Origin of the sequence: Adlercreutzia sp. ZJ138 (genome assembly GCF_011038935.1) — a bacterium.
Lineage (GTDB): Bacteria > Actinomycetota > Coriobacteriia > Coriobacteriales > Eggerthellaceae > ZJ141.
This window is the reverse complement of the sequence record NZ_JAAKEA010000003.1, coordinates 89,021-107,569: the sequence shown is the minus strand read 5'-3', so window position 1 is coordinate 107,569 and position 18,549 is coordinate 89,021. Positions and strand designations below refer to the sequence as shown.

Below are 18,549 nucleotides of genomic sequence, written 5' to 3'. Positions count from 1 at the left end.
GAAAGGATCGGTAGGTTTTCGTTCTGCTCGGGCAAAGTGTGTTATCATAAGCGAACAAACGTTTGTAAAATGAATAACACATTGCGTTTCAGTGCACGGAAAGGATGGCATGGCTCAAGCGCTACGAACGGTGCTCGGTATTGATCCCGGCTTGGCAAATACGGGGTGGGGTGTCGTGCGCCAAGAAGGGCCGCGGCTGTCGTGCGTTGCTTACGGGTGCGTGTCAACTGATGCGGGCATGCCGCTTGCGCGCCGCTTACAAAAGATCCACGAGCAAGTGGGTGCCGTTATCGATCGCTTTTCCCCGTCATGTGTGGGGATAGAAACGGTGTGGTTCGGCCAGAACATTACGGCTGCGTTTGCTACTGGTCAGGCACGCGGTGCGGCATTGGTGGCGTGTGCTGAAGGGGGCATCGACGTGGGAGAGTTCACGCCGCGGCAGATCAAGCTGGCCGTAGTGGGCACGGGTTCAGCCGAGAAGGAACAGGTGCAATACATGGTTCGACAGTTGCTCGGCTTGGATGGCGTGCCTCGGCCCGACCATGCGGCCGACGCGTTGGCGGCAGCCATCTGCTACACGACGCATGCGGGCGTATGCGAGCCGTGCGACGAAGGATCGGCGACTGGCTTCGATGCTGCTGTTGCTCGGGCACTTGCGCGCGATCACGTGAGGCAGGAACAGTATTCAAGCTGGAAAGGTGCATAGCAAACAATGATTGCGTTTTTGAACGGTACGGTGGCGGGGAAAGGTTCAACGTGCGCCTATATCGACGTTGCCGGCGTTGGCTACGAGGTAAACATGAGTCAGTCGGCGCTTGCGAAGCTTCCCGATAAGGGGAATGCCATCTTGATTCATACGCATTTGCAGGTGCGCGATGATGGCGCGTCACTGTTTGGATTTTTGTCGCTTGAGGAAAAAGCACTCTTTGGCAAGCTTATCAGCGTTTCTGGTATTGGACCGAAAATGGCGCTCGCCGCATTGTCGCTCTACTCTCCCGCCCAGCTGGCAAGGGCTATATCGGCGCAGGATGTTGCCGCTGTGCAACGCATTCCCGGCGTGGGCAAAAAAACGGCATCTCGCATTATCTTGGAGTTGAAAGGCTCGTTTGATCAGGTAGAAGAGAGTCTGTTTGGCGAATCCGATGCTGCGGGTGGCTCGGATGATGCTGATGTCTCGATGCGTTCGGCAGGTGAGGCGCTGTTGTCAATGGGTTTCAGTTCGGCAGAAGCCGAGCTTGCGCTCAAAGGCGCGCCGCACGATGCAGACGAGGGTGCGCTTGTGCGGTACGCGCTTAAGCGACTCGGCTCGAAGTAGTAGGTGTATTGTGGTGCGCTGCGCGCGCATCCGAAGTGGTACATGTGCTGTGCTGCGCACATCCTCTGGGTTCCTCATGGAATAGCGTGCGGGTAAGGTAGTGCGGTGCATAATTGGCTGTAATCGGTTCGGTTGATGTTAGAAGTTGAGGCTATGACAGAGCATGGCGTTGAGATAGAAGGCATGGTATTCGAGGCGCAAAGCGCTTGCGCGCCCATCGGCGGTGGGGTGCAGGGCAACGCAACTGCCGCCTGCTCGCGTATCGTGTCGGCCGAATTACAGGAAAACGATCTGGCGTTTGATCGCAGTTTGCGCCCGAAGCGCTTGGGCGACTATTTGGGACAGACGAAGATCAAGGAGTCGCTGTCTATCCTTATCGAAGCTGCAAAGGAGCGCGGTGATGTAGCCGACCATATCCTGTTCTCCGGACCTCCGGGGTTGGGCAAAACCACGCTTGCCACCGTTGTCGCCAACGAAATGGGGTCAAACATTCGCACCACCAGCGGCCCTGCTATTGAACGTACGGGTGATCTTGCTGCGATACTCACAAACCTCGAAGAGGGCGATGTGCTGTTCATCGACGAAATACACCGCATGAACCGCATGGTGGAAGAGGTGCTGTATCCCGCACTTGAGGACTTCGCACTCGACATCGTAGTGGGCAAGGGGCCCGCTGCCCGTTCTATCAGAATCGACCTTCCTCGGTTTACGCTGATTGGAGCAACCACGCGTACGGGTTTGCTCACCGGGCCGTTGCGCGATCGTTTTGGCATTGTGTTTCGCTTGCAGTACTACGAACCCGAAGAGTTGGCCGACATCGTGCTGCGTTCTGCCTCTATTCTTGATGTGCCCATTTGTGAAAGCGGTGCACTTGAGATTGCACGCAGAAGTCGCGGGACGCCGCGTTTAGCAAATCGCCTGCTGAAGCGCGTACGCGATTGGGCGCAGGTTCGTGGTGACGGTGTTATTGACGAAGATGTGGCCGCTTTAGCTTTAAGCTTTTTCGAAGTTGACTCGTTAGGGCTTGACGCCATGGACAATCGCGTGCTCGAGCTCTTGTGCGTGCAGTTCGGAGGGAGGCCAGTTGGCCTAACCACGCTAGCTTCAGCACTGTCGGAAAGTACCGACACGCTGGAGGATGTATACGAGCCGTATCTCATGCAGCAGGGTCTGATGATCCGCACGCCGAAGGGCCGTCAGGCTACGGATAGAGCCTACGACCATTTGGGAATTGCGCGGCAGGGGGAGTAGTATGTTCGAGCAAGATTACCTGATGCGTTTGATCACGCAGTTCTTTGCGGCGATAGCCCGCAGCATGCGCGTGTCGACTGACGAGCGCGATCCGAAGCGGGCTGCCGAATCGCTTGAGACTGCCATTGGTGAAGCGACCGACATCGACGCTGCGGTTCTGCTGTCGCTTGCTCCCGAGTCGATTGCGGCGGTCATGAAGGTGTCGGGGGTTGATCCGCAGGTGACAGGCTATGTGGCGCGCGGACTTTTGCTTGAGGCCCGTTACTTGTGTGAGGCTGGAGATCACGCGCTTGCCGCTGTGCGGTCGGGGCAGGCGTATGCGATTGCGGAAGCGTACGGGTTCGAGCTTGGCGAGAATAGCGTTAACGAGCTGATTGACGAAGCATGTGGTGCCGAAGAGTAGTCGTTGATCTGTAGGAGCAGAGGCCGTCAACCAAATACACACATTTCTCAAGGGCTTTCTGTGTGGGGCACAGCCAAAGAAGGCATTCTGGTTTTTTCCAAATGGTTTTTGGGATGGAATAGCGTATAGTGAATGCGTACCCTCGAGGTGAGGGTGAGTGCTGTCGCCATGCAGCACGCAGCAATACCTCCCCGGGTCGCTGGGGAGAGGAAAGAGGATTTGAAATGGCGGAAGGTACTGTCAAGTGGTTTAACCCCGAAAAAGGCTACGGATTCATCTCCCAGAAAGACGGCGAGGATCTGTTCGTCCACTTCAGCGAGATCAAGATGGATGGTTTTAGGACGCTCGACGAGGGTCAGGCCGTTTCCTTCGATGTGACTGAGGGGCAGAACGGCAAGCTTCAGGCGAGCAACGTAACGAAGCTGTAAGCGGTTTTTATCGCACACACGCAAAGCGGCTTCCGCACAAGGCGGAAGCCGCTTTCTTCATGGGCATGGTGCGGGCGCACCGAGCGAGCTGCGCCTATAGCGTGGTTATGCGATTGGCGTTGACCTGTTGTTTCGCGCCACCTACTCGGCGAGGTCTTCCGCGAACCCTACGCGGTAGCGCGAGAACACTACTTCGCCTTGCTCCTGTGTTGCGTCTAGGTCGACGCGGGCCGCTATGGCGAAATCGCAGTCGCCTTCGGGATCGCAAAAAATCTGCCGAACAAGCCAAGTGCGCTCGCTCTTCTCAGGCGATTCGTCGAGTACGAAAAACTTCGACGATCGAGCATTGGCATCGAGTAGTATGTCTTCGTGTTCGCTGTAGTACGCATCGAGCGCTTCACGCCACAAGCGCGCTCCGAATCCCCATTCGCCATCGAGCTCGCCGAGCCTGTCCGCGCGATCCGCTGCCGCGAGCCGAATGCGCGCGAACAGCGCATTTCTCACCAGCACGGTAAGGCCATGACGGTCGGCAACCACTTCGTCGGCCAATTGCGGCACGCATACATCCGATGGCAGCTGCATGCCGGCCGATTCCCATTCGTCAACCAAGCTCGAATCGGTGGTGTGCACGATGAAGCGCAGCCATGCGATCACGTCTTGCAGGCGCTCGTCGCGTGCGCTTGGTGGGATGGTTCGGTCGAGTACGCGGTAGGCGTCCGACAAATAGCGGAGCAACGTGCCTTCCGAGCGCGCGATGTTATAGCGGCCCACGTAGGTTTTGAAGTCCGATGCGGTTTCCAGCATGTCGCGAAGCACGCTCTTCGGCGCTAGTTCGTGATCGCGTGCCCATGGTACGGCACGGCAGTATTCCGCAAATGCTGCGTTCAAGAGCTCTTCGAGCGGACGGGGATAGGTTATTTCGGCCAGTCGCTCCATCCGCTCTTCGTATTCGATGCCGTCGGCTTTCATCTCGGCCATGGCTGCCTCCCGGGCGGCGCGCTCTTGGGCACGCAGCACCTGACGGGGGTTTTCCAGTGTGGCCTCTGCGAGCGATATTACGTCGAGCGCATAGGTTTCGCTTTCGGGGTCGAGCAGCTCCAAGGCTGCCAGCATGAAGGGCGACAGTGGTTGATCGAGTGCAAAGTCATCTGGCACATCGACCGTGGTTACGTATTCAGCAGCACCGTTTTCGTCCACCATGCGCTCCACCACGCCGGTGTCGATGAGTGTGGTGAAAATCTCATCGGTGCGTGCGAGCAACTTCACTTTCTGCTCGTCGGTTTGGGCGGAGAGCTCGATAAGCTCGCAAACGTTGGCGTGTGCGTCGCCTCCACGTGATATCACGGCCAGTACTATGGAATGGGTGATACGCATGCGCGGTGTTAGCTTTTCAGGAGATGACTCGCGCAGGCGAGTGAACGTTTGCTCGTTCCAGGCGACGAAACCCTCGGGTGGTTTCTTCTTCTTTATCTTGCGCAGCTTTTTCGGATCGCCTGCGGCCTTTGCCACCAACTTGGCGTTTTCTATCTCATGTTCAGGTGCTTCGGCGATTACCAGGCCCTCGGTGTCGAATCCGCTGCGTCCGGCGCGTCCGGCAATCTGATGGAACTCGCGTGCGCGCAGCCGGCGCATTTTGTAGCCGTCGTACTTCGTCAGCTGCGTGAGCAGTACCGTGTGAATGGGCACGTTGATACCCACACCCAGCGTGTCGGTTCCGCAGATAACGGGAAGCAGCCCCTGTTGTGCCAGTTTTTCCACCAGCAGGCGGTAGCGGGGCAGCATGCCAGCATGGTGTACGCCCACGCCGCATTCCAGGAGTCGGCGCAGGATTTTACCGAACGCCGTGGTAAACGCCGTTCCCTTCATGGCGGCTTTCGCCGCCTCGCGCTGTTCTTTGGTGGCCACGCCGTAGCTGGCGAGCGACTGCGCGCTTGCCACGGCGGCATCTTGTGAGAAGTGAACAACGTAGATGGGGGCATCGCCGCGCCGAAGTGCGAGTTCAACAGCACCTTCGAGCGGTGTGAGCGAGTACTCGTAAGAAAGGGGTACGGGTCGTGGCGCGTCGGCTACCACATCCACGGGGCGCATTGTTCGTGTCTCAAGCGATGCTGCGATGGCGCTCACGTCGCCCAGCGTTGCGCTCATCAGTAAAAACTGCGCGCGCGGCAAGGCAAGCAGCGGCACTTGCCACGCCCAGCCGCGGTCGGGTTCGCCATAGTAGTGAAACTCGTCCATTACTACGCAGCCCACATCAGCCGTTTCTCCTTCACGTAGCGCCTGGTTCGCCAAGATTTCGGCAGTGCAGCAGATAATGGGCGCTTGCGTGTTAATAGTAGAGTCGCCTGTGATCATGCCCATGTTGTCGCGCCCGAAGATGTCAACCATGTCGAAGAACTTCTCGCTAACGAGCGCCTTGATGGGGGCGGTGTAATAGGTACGTCGGCCTGTCGCCATGCCGATAAAGCACAGCCCCTGCGCGACGAGCGATTTGCCCGACCCGGTTGGCGTTCCCAAGATCACGTGGTCGCCCACCGCCAGGTTCATCAATGCGTCTTCCTGATGGGGCCACAGCTCGATTTTGCGTTGAGACGTCCAATCGAGGAAGCGTTCGAGCGCCTCGTCGGGGGTAAGCCACGGATCGGTCGCATCGAGTGGGGAAGGTCTGTTCGTACTCGATGCCTGTGAGTTATCGGGTGCGCTGGCCTCGTCGGGCACGGTGTCCTCAGCGTCTTCCCACCAGCTGGGGGCCAGCATGCCGAGCGATCCAGGAGCAAAAGGATCGGTGTCGTTTGCCGCGCTGACCTCTTCGTCGGGGGTATGTGTGGTGGCGTCGGCCAAGGCGCTTATGGCGGAGGCAACGTAGTCGATATTCGTTTCGGTGCTCATGAATGCACTCCTTGAAAGAGTCGTGCTCGGGTATGCGATGTGTTCGGGTGCTCGGGTCTCGGCGTGCTTGGGTGCTCGGGCGTGTGGTGGATTCGAGCTGCCGCTAACAGATGAACATGGCGTCGCCGAACGACAGCAGGCGGTATCGCTCGCGCACGGCGTGTTCGTAGGCGGCAAGCAGGTTTTCCCGGCTACTGAAAGCGCTCACCAGCATCATGAGTGTGCTCTTCGGCACGTGGAAGTTCGTGATGAGAGCGTCGACCACGTTGAATTCAAACCCGGGCAGAATATAGAGGCTCGTTGCCTCGCGTTCGCGCGCTGTTACAGCACCGCATCCTGTGCGGGCTGCATCGCTTGCAGGGCGCGCTGTGCCGTTCGGGGCCGCAGTGGTATCCCAGGCGCTTTCTAAGCTACGTACGCTGGTGGTACCCACTGCTACGACGCGTCCGCCGCGCGAGCGTGTTTCAGCAATGGCGTCCACGGTGCGCTGTGGTACGTGGAAAAACTCGGTGTGGATGACGTGCTGTTCAGGATCGTCCTCGTCAATGACACGAAACGTGTCAAGGCCCACTTCCAGCTCTACGGTTTCCCAGCGCACGCCGTTTCTCTGCAGCTGATCAATGAGCTCGGGTGTGAAATGCAAGCCGGCAGTTGGCGCGGCGGCGCTGCTCTCGCGGCGCGAGTAAACGGTTTGGTAGAGCTCTTCGTCACCGGCGTAGTTTTTAATATAGGGCGGCAGTGGCGTGTGTCCGACCGCGTGTAGAGCTTCGTCAAGCGAGGGAAGTGGTGTACTCAGGCGCGCCACGCGCTCGCCGCGCTGCGCACCGGCTGCCCAATCGATCACCTCTGCCGACAGCACCACGACTCCTGTGTCGCTCATAAAGTCGACCACCGCGCCGCTTCCCGGCTTTAAACGCTTGCCAGGCCGAACGAGTACCTCCCAGATGGCGGTTTGGTTCGAACCGGCCGCGCTTGTGTCGGCGGAAGGGTCGTAGTGAGCTGCCTGTGCTCCGAACAGCTGACGCAAGAGAAACACCTCAGCTGCTCCTCCCGTGCCGCGTTTTGTACCCAGCAAGCGGGCGGGCATGACGCGGGTTTCGTTCGCAACAAGCAGGTCACCGGGGCGTAGGTAGTCTGCGATGTCGCGGAAGATGTGGTCTTTAAGCGCACCGGTTTTGCGATCCATAACCAGCATGCGGCACAGGTCGCGCACGGACGTAGGCTCTTGGGCGATCAGCTCTTCGGGCAGGTTATAGTTGAAGTCTTCGGTTTTCATGCTCGCAAGGGGTCCTTTTCGGTACGTGGGGTGGGGTGCGCGCTTGGAACAAGCGCGTCTTTTTCGATGGAGATGACAGAGCCGTCGAAGCCTATCAGGAACGCGGCGATAATTGCAGGCTCGCGTTGAGCAAACTGGGACGCGCGTTCAGACCCCAGTGCTAAGAGCGTGGTGGAAAACCCTTCGGCGTCTATGGAGTCGCGCGCCACCACGGTTGCTCCAGCGATGTCGGTGGCCACGGGCTTGCCGTCTTCTGTACTTAAAATGTGATGATACAGAACGCCATCGCGCTTAAAGCAGCGCTCATAGGTGCCGCTGGTTACGAGCGACATGTTGCGCACGGGCACAGCGCCTATCAGGCGGCGCGTATCGCGTGGGTCGCGGATACCGATGCGCCACGCGCTGCCGTCAGGTTTGTCTCCGCGCACGAGCACGTTGCCGCCGAGGTTCACGCTTATGCCCTGCACATCTTCTGTTTCTCGCATCATGATGTCGGCCAGGCGGTCGGCTATCCAGCCTTTCGCGATGCCGCCTAGGTTTACCGATGCATGCGGATCGGCCAGGTGGGCAAACCATTGCCCGCCAAGGCGAAACACGTTTAGTTTGCGCCAGTTCACATGCTCGAGCGCACGTGCGCACGCACGCTCGTCAGCAACGAGGCCAGTGTGAAAATCCCACAGGCTGATAACCGGCCCCATGGTGATATCGAACGTGCCGTTGCTTTTCGCACAATAGCGCTTTGACGCGAGCAGCAGTTCAGCTGTTTGTTCGTGAATGGTACACGGTTCACCGGCACTTTTGTTCAGGCGTGCAATGTCAGAATGTGGAAGATACGGGGAAAGCCGTCGTTCGAAGGCTCGGCATGCGTCAACTGCATCGAAAAACGCGTGTTCGCACGTGGCGGCGTTGCCGTAGGTAATAAGCTCGATTACGGTATCGAAGGCTTTGAAGTTGCAGCGACGCGCTCCGTTAGAAGCTTCCATCTGTTGTATGCGCGGAAGGCTTTTCGCGGGCAGAGGGTCAGCTACGAAGGCGCCGTTGGGGGAGGCAGGATCAACGTAGGGCTCGTTTGCACATGCCGCCTTCTGCTCGGCTTCGGCGAGCTTTTCCGCAATACGGTGCGCTTTCCGCTCGACCTTGCGGTAGGTGCGCTCGGCGCGGGCTTCCTCCTCGGAAAAGCGGCAGCCGCAGTAGTTCTGCCGGTACATGCCCGCGTCCTTGCTGCGACGCACGGTGTCATCATAGCTTGGGCGGTAGTCCTCAAACAGTGCCCGTATGCCAGCGCTCGATGCGGCACGTTCAAGCTCTTCGCGGATGATCTGCGTGTGCTGGTAGGGGCTTACCGATAGCGTAGTTCCCAGCGCGTCGAATCCGTGCGCTGCGGCGTAGTGCGCCGCTTCCTCGAAGCGCATCCGGTAGCACGCTCGGCATCGCGCCGCACGCGCTTCCCGGGCGCTGCTTGAGGTTGCGCCTACGTTTGGCACGTCGTCAAGCGGGTTGGGGAATATGTCGGGCACGTTAGCGCCACCGACATCGTCTGCGCCTTCCGTTCCGCGTGAGCAATCTGCGATGGTTGCGTCACGCTCCTCAGTGCGTCTTCCATCGTGCCCCTTAGCGTGCGAGCTGCTCTCGTCGCGCGAGACGGCCACATTGCTCATGTGGGCCCGTTCGGTGTCTTTGGTTCGGGCGAATTCGGCGGCGTGTTCATCGGCGATGAGCCCAAAGCGTTCATGTGCTGCGTCACCTACACGCCCCGCGGTGCGCTCCCAAGCTGACGCGTCGTAGGTACCTTCGATCAGGCTGATTCCCTCATTTTCAGCAAAGGTGCGAATGGTATCTAAGCGGCGTTCGTACTCGTTTTTTGGGTGGATGTTTGAATTGGCGAAAAAGATGGTCGGCTCGATGCCGCGCGTTCGCAAAAGCCGGGTTGGCTCGGTCGAGCATGGGCCACAGCATGCATGCAGCAGCACGCGTTCCGTGCAGGGTTTTTCCGTAGTGTTTTCCATGGGTTTACGCATGTTTCCTATACTAACATGATGCAAATGCACGACGCGCTCGCAAAGGAGCTTGCATGGAAACAACCGAACGCGCCTATCGCGCCATCTTCTTTGATTTAGATGGCACATTGTTGCCGATGGAGATTGAGGAATTCCTTAAAGGGTACTTTACGTCGCTTGCTGCTTTCGTGGCTGCTCGCGGGTTTGATGCTCAAACGTTTTCGGCGGCGGTGTCTGCTGGTGTCAAGGCGATGATAAAAAGTCCGTCGGATCAAACGAATGACCAGGCGTTTTGGGAAACGTTCTTCTCGTTTGTCGATCGCGATGCTGCCAACTGGGCTGCGCTTTTGGAAAATTATTACGAAACCGAGTTCGGCAAGCTGGGCGCGACCTGTGGAAACGATCCCAATGTTGCCCGTGCGGTGCGAGCGCTTGTGAATAAGGGCTACCCGCTGGTAGTTGCCACGATGCCGCTGTTTCCGCCACGTGCTGTTGTGTGGCGCCTGCAATGGGCAGGGCTCGATGCGAACGATTTCGTGCGCATTACCACCTACGACAACTCGACGTCGGTAAAGCCCAAACCCGCCTACTGCGCCGAGAATCTTGCTGCGTGTGGTCTTTCCGGTAAAGACGTACTCATGGTGGGCAATAACACGCTCGAGGACATGTCATTTGCGGGTCTTGGCTGCGACATGTACATCGTTACCGACAATCTGCTCGATCCGGTTTCTTTCCCGCTTGAAACCGTGAAGCACGGCATGCGTGCCGATTTCGCTGCGTGGGCCGAGGCGCTGCCTGTGTGCGTAAATCCCGCTGTGGGTATCAATCCCGCTGCGGTGGCACCCGCCGACACGAAGGTAGCGCTTGCAGCGAACTACCGGCTTGCTGTCGAAGACGAGCAGCGCGTCATGGCGGCGTTCGCTGCTTCGTACACGCCGCGGACGGGCGCGTCGTGGGTTGCTGATGCGGCCGGGCAGGAGGCATAGATAATGGCATTGTTCGACTACACCGTTACCGCAACCAGCGGGCATGCACGCGCCGGTGTGTATCAGACAGCGCACGGCGAATTTCGCACGCCCATGTTCATGCCGGTGGGCACGAGCGCCACGGTGAAGGGTGTCACGGTAGAGCAGCTCCGCGAGCTTGACTCGCAGGTGGTGCTTGCCAACACGTACCACCTGGCTATGCGTCCCGGCGCTGATATTGTGGCGCAGGCGGGTGGTGTGCATCGCTTTATGAACTATGATGGCCCTATGCTCACCGATTCGGGCGGCTTCCAGATATTCTCGCTGGCTGACACGCGCAAGCTTGACGCTGATGGGGTGACGTTTCGGTCTATCTACGACGGTGCGAAGGTTCGCTGGACCCCCGAAGACAACATGCGTATTCAAGAGCAGCTGGGTGCCGACATTATCATGCAGCTCGACCAGTGTACGCCGTATCCGGCTAGTCGCGACTTCGTGGCGCACGCTGTCGATTTGTCGGCGAACTGGGCGCGCCGCTGCTTATCAGCGCACACGCGGCCTGATCAAACGCTATTCGGCATCGTGCAGGGTGGCATGGAGCTCGACCTGCGCATGGAAAGCGTACGTCGACTCCTCGATATTGAGTGCGAGAGTGTGGCGGACGGTGGTCGGCGCTTCGGCGGGTTCGGTATTGGCGGCTATTCGGTAGGCGAAAGTCATGAGGTTATGTTCGAGACGCTCGGCCAGGTCGCCCGTGCCTTGCCGGAAGATCGTCCGCGTTACCTGATGGGCGTGGGCAATCCTACCACGCTTGTGCGCGCGGTGCGCGAAGGAGTTGACATGTGCGACTGCGTGCTGCCCACACGCACGGCCCGCATGGGCACGGCGTTTTCCAGCACGGGCCGCATGAACATGCGAAACGCCAAGTACGCGCGTGACTTCACGCCGCTCGATGCGCAGTGCACCTGTCCAACGTGTCGCAACCACACACGCGCCTATATTCGTCATCTGGTGAAGCAAGGTGAAATGCTCGGCGGAATTTTGTTGTCCATTCACAACCTGCACTACCTCATTGATCTCATGCGTCGCGCGCGCGAGGCCGTCTGCGCCGATGCGTACGAGGAATTCTATGCGGAATGGATGGCATCTCCTGCAGCGAAGGATTACTAGGTACCCGTTTCACAGACTGTTGTGGCATAATAGACAAGTTTGAGAAATGATGAAGGGGCACTCCGCATGATACACAAATGCGGGGCGCCCGATGCGCGTCAAGGAGCAAGCGTTATGCCTGAGCTGGGTAAGCAAAAAAGCCGGGGAAAAAAGAAGCTCGACGGCGGCACCGATCGCCGCAATGTGTGGCTGCTGGTGGCAACCGCGCTCTTGCTAGTGGCGTCGGTGGCGCTCTTCATGCCTCCGCAGGAAAAGATCAACCAGGGTCTCGACATCCAAGGCGGCTTGTCGGTTGTATTGTCGGCGGAGAGCACCGACGGTAGTGCCATCACCGACGAGCAGATGGAAAGCAGCCGCTCTATCATAGAAAGCCGAGTGGACGCGCTTGGTGCGTCCGAGGCGGTAGTGCAGGTGCAGGGCGACAACCAGATTCTCGTGCAAATTCCTGGTTTATCCGACACCGAAGCGGCACTTGAGGCAATCGGGCGTACAGGCAAGCTCGAGTTCGCGCGACTCGACTCATTCACCGATGAGACTGTTCGTTCCACCATTGATAGGGGTGGTTACGTAACCGGTGGAACGGTGACCGACGATTTCGGTAATACCTTCGCCACTGATTCGGCGGTCGAGTATATGGAGGTCGAAGAGGGCACCTACACTCCGCTTATCACTGGTGAGAACATTGAGCGTGTGACCGTGGAGAAGGAATCCGACACGTCGGCCTACTATGCGGTGGCGCTGCGCCTTGATGCTGAGGGCACAAAGGCGTTTGCCGACGCTACGGCGGAGCTCGCACCCATCAAAGGTAAGATCGTTATTATTCTTGACGGTGAGGTTCATTCGGCACCTGCCGTACAGAGCGAGATTCCCAACGGAGAGGTGTCCATCACGGGTGGTTACGACCTTGAGGACGCGCAGGCTCTGCAGGCTGTGCTCGAGAGCGGTTCGCTGCCGGTGAGCTTCGAATACGAACAAAGCCAGTCGGTTGGTCCTACGCTTGGTCAGGATGCGTTGCGCAGCGGTGTTGTTGTTGCTGGCATCGGCCTTTTGCTGGTATTGGTGTATTTGCTGTTCTTCTACAACGGCCTTGGTCTTATCGCAGCGGCGGCCATGGTGGTATTCGCAGTAATCTATTTAGGTATTCTGGCGTTGCTTTCGCACTTTGATTTGTTTAGTCTGTCGCTTGCGGGTGTGGCAGGTATCGTGCTAACTATTGGTATGGCGGCTGACTCATCCATCCTTACGCTTGAGCGTTTCTGTGAGGAAATACGCATGGGCAGAAGCGTTCGTGCGGCATCTATGACAGGCGTGCGTCATGCGATTCTGACCTCCATTGACGCTGACCTTGTATCCATGGTGTCGGCGCTTACGCTGTTCTTCTTGGCAAGTGCGAGCGTAAAGGGCTTTGGCCTTACCTTGGCGCTTGGCATCATGTGCGACATTATTATGATGCTGCTGTTTAAGGCGCCACTGATTCGTGTGCTTGCGCCGCATGTCATGCGTAAGCATCCGAAGTTCTGGAATATCAAGGCAAGCCAGGATGCAGCGGCGGCCGTGCAAGAGGCCGCGCGCGAGACGGGGGATACGCCGGGTTCATGTACCACGAAATCGTTTACCGTTGAAGCCGCACGCAAGCTCAAAGGTCGCTTCATTAAACTTGACATCAACTTCCTCGGCGCGCGCAAGGTGCTTTTGAGTGTATCGGCGGTACTCGTGGCGCTGTCGATTGCGTTTATGGGCGTGCGCGGACTCAACTTCGGCATTGAGTTCGTGGGTGGCACATCGGTGACGTTCACGCAGACGGGCGACATTACCATCGATCAGATGCGTGATGCCATGGCACAGGCTGGCGAGCCCGATGCTGTCATTCAAACGACGCAGACGAATGGCGAAAATGGCTTTCTCGTTCGCACCTCAACCACCGATGCCGAAGAAGCGACGGCACACGCGACCGACGCTGCCGAGCAGCTGGGTATTCCGACGGAGAACTTCCAGGTGTCCACCATTGGTCCTGACTGGGGTGCGAGTGTGGTACGCTCGTCGCTTATTGCGTTTGTTGTGTCGCTGCTGCTTATTATTGCCTACATTGGCATTCGCTTTAGGGATTACAAGATGGGTATTGTGGCCGTGGTAACGCTGCTGCATGACCTGATCATTGTGATTGGCGTGTACGCGCTGGTGGGGCGCGAGGTTACGCCGAACACCATTGCGGCGTTGCTCACCATCTTGGGTTACTCGCTATACGACACGGTGGTGGTGTTCCATCGTATCAACGACAACATGCAGTCAGGCGACATCAAGTGTACGTTCATGACTATGGCGAACCATTCGGTGAACCAGGTGTTCGTGCGCTCCATTAACACGTCTATCACATCGCTTGTGCCGGTGGTCGCCATGCTACTGTTCGGCGGTGAGACGCTGAAAGACTTCGCGCTTGCCATGTCGGTGGGTCTTGCTGTGGGCGTGTACTCGTCTATTGCCGTTGCCTCGCCGCTCTATGCCATGTGGAAGACACGCGAGCCCCGCTACGCAAAGCTGGTCCGCCGCTACGGCACGAATGTTGGCATATTCGCGTTTGGTAACCCGCAGCCTATCGATCAGGCTTCTGCCGAACTCGCGTCTGACGCAGATGCCACAGATGGTACAGAGCAGAGCAGTAAGCAGTCGTCTTCCAAGGCGAAGAAGAAATCCAAGCGCTCTGCAAAGCGATAGGGAAGGAGCTCATGCCCATGCGTGAAGGAAGTGCCCCCAACTACTGCCCGCCCGTTCAGGAGGGCATGACGCTGACGTTTGAAGACGAGAAGGGCGATTGTATTGATCTTGAGTTTTTGGGGATCATCCTGCACAACGATCGCAGCTACGGTTTCTTTTTCCCGTTTGAGGAAGCTGATGAGGTGGGTTCCGGTAGCGGGGAAGTGATTATCCTTGAGGTGACTGAGCTTGACGACGAGGGTCAGCCAGCGGCTTTCGAACTGGTGGACGACGTGAACATCGCCGCCGAAGTGTTTGAGGACTTTAAGGTTGCCACCAAGGACCTCTACGATTTCGAATAGGACGAAAAACGCCGCGTGCGCAGTACATGAGCTGCGGGCGCGGCGTTTCTGTTGTTTTACCCTTCGACCTGCACATTCTGTTGTCAAGGCGTGACAGTGCGCCTGTTTTGTAACCCAATTTGAAACAGAACAGTTACGGTGATTCTACCCACGCGTGATGCGGCCACGGTATTCTAATACCTCATCTACATGACGTGCATCATGCGTGGTCATGCGCGCTACGGCGCGCCAAGTATGAAGCCGTCGCTTGAAATGGGAGGCTAGCAGAAGGGAACCCTATGGAAATATCACAAATCGTATCCGTTGTGGTGTTCGTCGTGGTTATGGCGTTCATCATGTCGGAGAAGCTGCACCGCTCGCTTGCAGCTATCGCGGGTGCGGCGCTCGTCATGCTGATCGGCATTTTGCCGTTCGACGCAGCGATCGAGCACGTGGACATGAACACGCTTGGCGTGCTGTTTGGCATGATGCTGTTCGTGGGAGTGGTGAAGCAGTCGGGCTTGTTCGAGTTTTTGGCCATTAAGTGTGCCCGTGCTGCGAAGGGCAACCCGTGGCTCATTATGGTGCTGTTCGTGCTGTTGACCGCAGTGTTATCGGCCTTTCTTGACAACGTGACCACGGTGCTACTCATCGGACCGATGACGGTGACGGTGTGTAAGCTGCTCGAGGTTAATCCGTTTCCGTACTTCATGGTTGAGATTCTTTCGTCGAACATTGGTGGCACCGCTACGCTTATCGGTGACCCGCCGAACATCATGATTGGTTCGGCTGCAGGCTACTCGTTTGCCGACTTCATTATGATTGATGCGCCCATCGCTGTGGTGATCCTTGCTCTGAGCATTGGGCTGTTCTACATCATGTACGGCAAGAAGATGCACGTTGATGACGAAAAGCGTCAGCGCATTATGGAGCTCAATGAGTACGATCAGGTGAAGAGCATGCGCCTGCTGAAGCAAAGCGTTGTGGTGATGGTGTTTGTGGTCATTGGCTTTATGGCCCACGGTGCGCTTCATGTTGAATCGAGCGTCATTGCACTTACGGCTGCTGGCGTGCTGCTGCTCATTTCGGGCGAGAGCATCGAGCGTGCACTGTACGAGGTGGAGTGGACTACACTCACGTTCTTTGCAGGCTTGTTCATCATCGTGGGCGCCATGGCTGAAACCGGCGTTATCGAGATGCTTGCCAACGCGCTTATCTCTGCAACCGGCGGCGACGTATTTGTCACCATGCTCGTGTTGCTGGTGGGCTCAGCTGTCATCTCCAGCTTCTTGGACAACATCCCGTTTGTTGCCACCATGATTCCGATTCTTTTGACCATGGAGTCCACTGGCATGGACGTAACGCCTTTGTGGTGGGCGGTATCCCTTGGTGCCTGCTTGGGTGGTAATGGTACCCTTATCGGTGCTTCGGCCAATGTGGTGCTCTCCGATATTGCCAGGAAGAACGGCCATGAGATCACCTTCATGCAGTTCTTAAAGACCGGCTTCCCAGTCATGCTGTTTACCATTGCTGTTGCCGGCGTGTACCTGGTGCTGCGCTTCCCGCCGATGTAAGAGAGGCTCATGTAGTCAGCTTTGCACTGCACAGAAAGGGGATGGGCGACTCATTGAGTCGCCCATCCCCTTCGTCATAACCTTTTGTATTCGCAGAGTTAAGACATTCAGAGCTACGACAATCCTTTGGGATCCTTGAGATCGAGCGCTCGGAACAAGCGCGTGGGCACGATACTAACAAGGTCTTCGGTCCACGACTCAAGGTCGGCTGGACGGCTACTGCGCAGCCAGTCATTCATCACTTCGCATTCCAGGCGAGCAAACGTTTCCACAATGAAGAGCATGTTGCGATTGATTGGCTCGTGTCGATACTTCTCCAGCGTTTCAAGCAGTACCTTCTTGCGATCCTCAGGCAGGATGGAACGCCCAAATGGCGTGTTCACGCTGTACTGTATCGACTTGCTGTAGAAGTCGTACTCCTGAAAGATCAGGCGAATATGATGATAGTAGCCGGTTTCCCAGCCAATGGTGCGCCCGATCTCGTTTAAGTAGAACTGCCGACAGTAAATAGTGTGCCAGCAGGGAATATCGTACTTACTTTCGAAGTAGCGATAGAATGTTTGCCGGGACACGCCGGCGTTCTTGCATATCTCCGAAACGGTCATGCGGTCAAGCGACTTGTCGACCGCGTGCAAAATGCCCATTCTAATACGTAGTTCTTGGGCGTTGAATACATCAAAGTCCTTGCGGTTATTGTTCGGCATTGCGTCCTCCCCGTCCGTGCAACAGCCGATATGTTACTATCAGTGTAACATAAGCTAGCTGCTCCGGGCATTTCTCGACAACTTTCGACATGTAATGACCCATTCTGCGGTAGATCGCAAAATGTCGGCGAGCAACGTTTCTCATTTGATGAACCCACGATCAGGTTAAACCGTATAGTTTGTAGCAAATGCGTGACAAACCATGAGTTACTGCTCCAAAACCAGGTCAGAAGCTACTCATTGTGTTTTGAAGCAATTTTCGCCGTGCTTGATACTCAAGACGAAGAGCAGAAACGCTGCCCTTCGAACGCCGACGAAAGGACACTGTCATGGCGAAGATAGTCAAGTCTTGGAACGACTGGGATCCGTTGAAGCGCGTCATTGTTGGCCGCTGCGACAACTCCGTGATCGTTCCTGAGGAGCCTGCAACCTCTGAGAAGGTTCCTGTGGACTCCGACATGCGCGGCATGTGGGGCCTGCGCCCGCTGCGCACCGTTGAGGTTGGCAACGCCTGCCTCGAGAACCTGGTTTCTGCTCTCGAAGAGCGCGGCGTGGTTGTTGACCGCCCGACGCCTCTGCAGTGGAATCAGCCCATTGGTACACCTGATTTCCGCAACGATGCCATGATGACTTGCATGCCTCCGCGTGACATCCTGCTCACGGTTGGTAACGAGATCATGGCTTCGGCGAACTCCTTCCGTTGCCGCTACTTTGAGTATCTGGCCTACTGGCCGCTCATGAAGCAGTACTTCGACGAGGATCCCGAGTTCAAGTGGACCCAGGCTCCGCGTCCGCGTCTGACTGATGCTTCCTATAAGCACAACTACTACGACGAGAAGATCTCGCTGGAAGAGCGCCTGGAGCGCACCGCCAACAAGGACTTCGTGACCACTGAGGTCGAGCCGATGTGGGACGCTGCTGACATCATGCGTATGGGCAAGGACTTCTTCATCCAGCATGGCCTGACCACCAACCGTACCGCTATGGAGTGGTTCCAGCGCTACTACCCCGAGTACCGCATCCATGCGGTTAACTTCCCGGGCGACCCCTATCCGATCCACATTGACGCCACCTTCGTGCCTTACAAGCCGGGCCTGATCACCAACAACCCGGTTCGTCATTTGCCCGTTGAGCAGCGTGCCATCTTTGAGGCCAACGACTGGCAGATCATCGACGCCGCCCAGCCGGCTCACACCGAGCCGCCCGAGCTGTGCTACTCCTCTGTGTGGCTGTCCATGAACGTGCTGGTGCTCGACCCCGACACCACCATCATCGAGGCTTCCGAGAAGTATCAGCAGGAGCAGGCCGACCAGCTCGGTCAGAACGTCATCCCCGTTGACCTGCGCGGTGCCTACGCCTTCGGCGGCGGCCTGCATTGCTCCACGGCTGACGTTTACCGCGAGGGCGAGTGCCTCGACTACTTCCCGAACCGCGTTGCCGACCCGACGCTGATCCACCCGGAGATGTGGAACGACTAATCGCGTGAGCGCGAAGCTCGTCGATTTACGAGGAAGGCCCTGTGGCCCGCTCCGGGCTGCGGGGCCTTCG

At 57.5% G+C, this 18,549-nt stretch carries 15 protein-coding genes; 11 read left to right on the top strand and 4 right to left on the bottom strand.

Annotated features, from left to right (window positions below):
* Positions 1-109 precede the first annotated feature (109 nt).
* The 5 genes from ruvC to G7Y43_RS02160 all read left to right on the top strand — a co-directional run bounded on the left by ruvC (position 110) and on the right by G7Y43_RS02160 (position 3,397).
* Complete coding sequence (gene ruvC / locus G7Y43_RS02180; RefSeq protein WP_165043588.1) at positions 110-706, top strand: crossover junction endodeoxyribonuclease RuvC; 597 nt, start codon at positions 110-112, stop codon at positions 704-706.
* Positions 707-712: 6 nt separating this feature from the next.
* A complete protein-coding gene (ruvA, locus tag G7Y43_RS02175; RefSeq protein WP_165043585.1) occupies positions 713-1,315 on the top strand; it encodes a Holliday junction branch migration protein RuvA in 603 nt (200 codons plus the stop codon).
* Positions 1,316-1,468: 153 nt separating this feature from the next.
* Complete coding sequence (ruvB, locus tag G7Y43_RS02170) at positions 1,469-2,566, top strand: Holliday junction branch migration DNA helicase RuvB (protein ID WP_206215073.1); 1,098 nt, start codon at positions 1,469-1,471, stop codon at positions 2,564-2,566.
* Between the two features lies 1 nt (position 2,567).
* Positions 2,568-2,969, top strand: a complete 402-nt coding sequence (locus tag G7Y43_RS02165) for a hypothetical protein (RefSeq protein ID WP_165043583.1) — start codon at positions 2,568-2,570, stop codon at positions 2,967-2,969.
* Between the two features lie 224 nt (positions 2,970-3,193).
* Positions 3,194-3,397, top strand: a complete 204-nt coding sequence (locus G7Y43_RS02160) for a cold-shock protein (RefSeq protein WP_165043580.1) — start codon at positions 3,194-3,196, stop codon at positions 3,395-3,397.
* Between the two features lie 141 nt (positions 3,398-3,538).
* On the opposite strand, the gene G7Y43_RS02155 is transcribed toward G7Y43_RS02160, so the two are convergent.
* From G7Y43_RS02155 to G7Y43_RS10630, 3 genes are all read right to left on the bottom strand, one after another.
* A complete protein-coding gene (locus G7Y43_RS02155; RefSeq protein ID WP_165043796.1) occupies positions 3,539-6,151 on the bottom strand; it encodes an RNA helicase in 2,613 nt (870 codons plus the stop codon).
* A gap of 235 nt (positions 6,152-6,386) precedes the next feature.
* Positions 6,387-7,559, bottom strand: coding sequence for a tRNA preQ1(34) S-adenosylmethionine ribosyltransferase-isomerase QueA (gene queA, locus G7Y43_RS02150; protein ID WP_165043578.1), 1,173 nt, complete (start codon positions 7,557-7,559; stop codon positions 6,387-6,389).
* A complete protein-coding gene (locus G7Y43_RS10630; protein WP_241158112.1) occupies positions 7,556-9,565 on the bottom strand; it encodes an epoxyqueuosine reductase QueH in 2,010 nt (669 codons plus the stop codon). The genes queA and G7Y43_RS10630 overlap by 4 nt, the downstream gene beginning before the upstream one ends.
* Before the next feature lie 65 nt (positions 9,566-9,630).
* Here G7Y43_RS10630 and G7Y43_RS02130 point away from each other — a divergent pair, with 65 nt between their 5' ends.
* The 5 genes from G7Y43_RS02130 (at position 9,631) to G7Y43_RS02110 (ending at position 16,297) form a co-directional block, all read left to right on the top strand.
* Positions 9,631-10,542, top strand: coding sequence for an HAD family hydrolase (locus G7Y43_RS02130; protein WP_165043575.1), 912 nt, complete (start codon positions 9,631-9,633; stop codon positions 10,540-10,542).
* Between the two features lie 3 nt (positions 10,543-10,545).
* On the top strand, positions 10,546-11,691 hold the full coding sequence (tgt, locus tag G7Y43_RS02125; RefSeq protein WP_165043573.1) for a tRNA guanosine(34) transglycosylase Tgt: 1,146 nt from the start codon (positions 10,546-10,548) through the stop codon (positions 11,689-11,691).
* Between the two features lie 114 nt (positions 11,692-11,805).
* The gene (gene secD, locus G7Y43_RS02120; RefSeq protein ID WP_165043792.1) at positions 11,806-14,403 is read left to right on the top strand and encodes a protein translocase subunit SecD; all 2,598 of its coding nucleotides are present in this window, start codon (positions 11,806-11,808) and stop codon (positions 14,401-14,403) included.
* Between the two features lie 17 nt (positions 14,404-14,420).
* On the top strand, positions 14,421-14,744 hold the full coding sequence (locus tag G7Y43_RS02115) for a DUF1292 domain-containing protein (RefSeq protein ID WP_165043570.1): 324 nt from the start codon (positions 14,421-14,423) through the stop codon (positions 14,742-14,744).
* Positions 14,745-15,022: 278 nt separating this feature from the next.
* Entirely contained in the window at positions 15,023-16,297 is a 1,275-nt protein-coding gene (locus G7Y43_RS02110; RefSeq protein ID WP_165043568.1) for an ArsB/NhaD family transporter, read from the top strand.
* Positions 16,298-16,410: 113 nt separating this feature from the next.
* Here G7Y43_RS02110 and G7Y43_RS02105 read toward each other — a convergent pair whose 3' ends face one another.
* Entirely contained in the window at positions 16,411-17,001 is a 591-nt protein-coding gene (locus G7Y43_RS02105) for a TetR/AcrR family transcriptional regulator (protein WP_165043565.1), read from the bottom strand.
* A 329-nt stretch (positions 17,002-17,330) separates the two neighbouring features.
* Between G7Y43_RS02105 and G7Y43_RS02100 the strand changes: the two genes are divergently transcribed.
* The gene (locus tag G7Y43_RS02100) at positions 17,331-18,479 is read left to right on the top strand and encodes a serine/threonine protein kinase (protein ID WP_165043563.1); all 1,149 of its coding nucleotides are present in this window, start codon (positions 17,331-17,333) and stop codon (positions 18,477-18,479) included.
* Positions 18,480-18,549 lie beyond the last annotated feature (70 nt).

Excerpts from the sequence above, each read along its gene's own strand:
- G7Y43_RS02115 (WP_165043570.1), top strand. The coding sequence starts at position 14,421 with ATGCGTGAAGGAAGTGCCCCCAACTACTGCCCGCCCGTTCAGGAGGGC.
- G7Y43_RS02155 (WP_165043796.1), bottom strand. The coding sequence starts at position 6,151 with ATGCTGGCCCCCAGCTGGTGGGAAGACGCTGAGGACACCGTGCCCGAC.
- G7Y43_RS10630 (WP_241158112.1), bottom strand. The coding sequence starts at position 9,565 with ATGGAAAACACTACGGAAAAACCCTGCACGGAACGCGTGCTGCTGCAT.
- G7Y43_RS02165 (WP_165043583.1), top strand. The coding sequence starts at position 2,568 with ATGTTCGAGCAAGATTACCTGATGCGTTTGATCACGCAGTTCTTTGCG.
- G7Y43_RS02100 (WP_165043563.1), top strand. The coding sequence starts at position 17,331 with ATGGCGAAGATAGTCAAGTCTTGGAACGACTGGGATCCGTTGAAGCGC.
- G7Y43_RS02110 (WP_165043568.1), top strand. The coding sequence starts at position 15,023 with ATGGAAATATCACAAATCGTATCCGTTGTGGTGTTCGTCGTGGTTATG.
- G7Y43_RS02130 (WP_165043575.1), top strand. The coding sequence starts at position 9,631 with ATGGAAACAACCGAACGCGCCTATCGCGCCATCTTCTTTGATTTAGAT.
- queA (WP_165043578.1), bottom strand. The coding sequence starts at position 7,559 with ATGAAAACCGAAGACTTCAACTATAACCTGCCCGAAGAGCTGATCGCC.
- ruvC (WP_165043588.1), top strand. The coding sequence starts at position 110 with ATGGCTCAAGCGCTACGAACGGTGCTCGGTATTGATCCCGGCTTGGCA.
- G7Y43_RS02105 (WP_165043565.1), bottom strand. The coding sequence starts at position 17,001 with ATGCCGAACAATAACCGCAAGGACTTTGATGTATTCAACGCCCAAGAA.
- ruvB (WP_206215073.1), top strand. The coding sequence starts at position 1,469 with ATGACAGAGCATGGCGTTGAGATAGAAGGCATGGTATTCGAGGCGCAA.
- G7Y43_RS02160 (WP_165043580.1), top strand. The coding sequence starts at position 3,194 with ATGGCGGAAGGTACTGTCAAGTGGTTTAACCCCGAAAAAGGCTACGGA.
- secD (WP_165043792.1), top strand. The coding sequence starts at position 11,806 with ATGCCTGAGCTGGGTAAGCAAAAAAGCCGGGGAAAAAAGAAGCTCGAC.
- ruvA (WP_165043585.1), top strand. The coding sequence starts at position 713 with ATGATTGCGTTTTTGAACGGTACGGTGGCGGGGAAAGGTTCAACGTGC.
- tgt (WP_165043573.1), top strand. The coding sequence starts at position 10,546 with ATGGCATTGTTCGACTACACCGTTACCGCAACCAGCGGGCATGCACGC.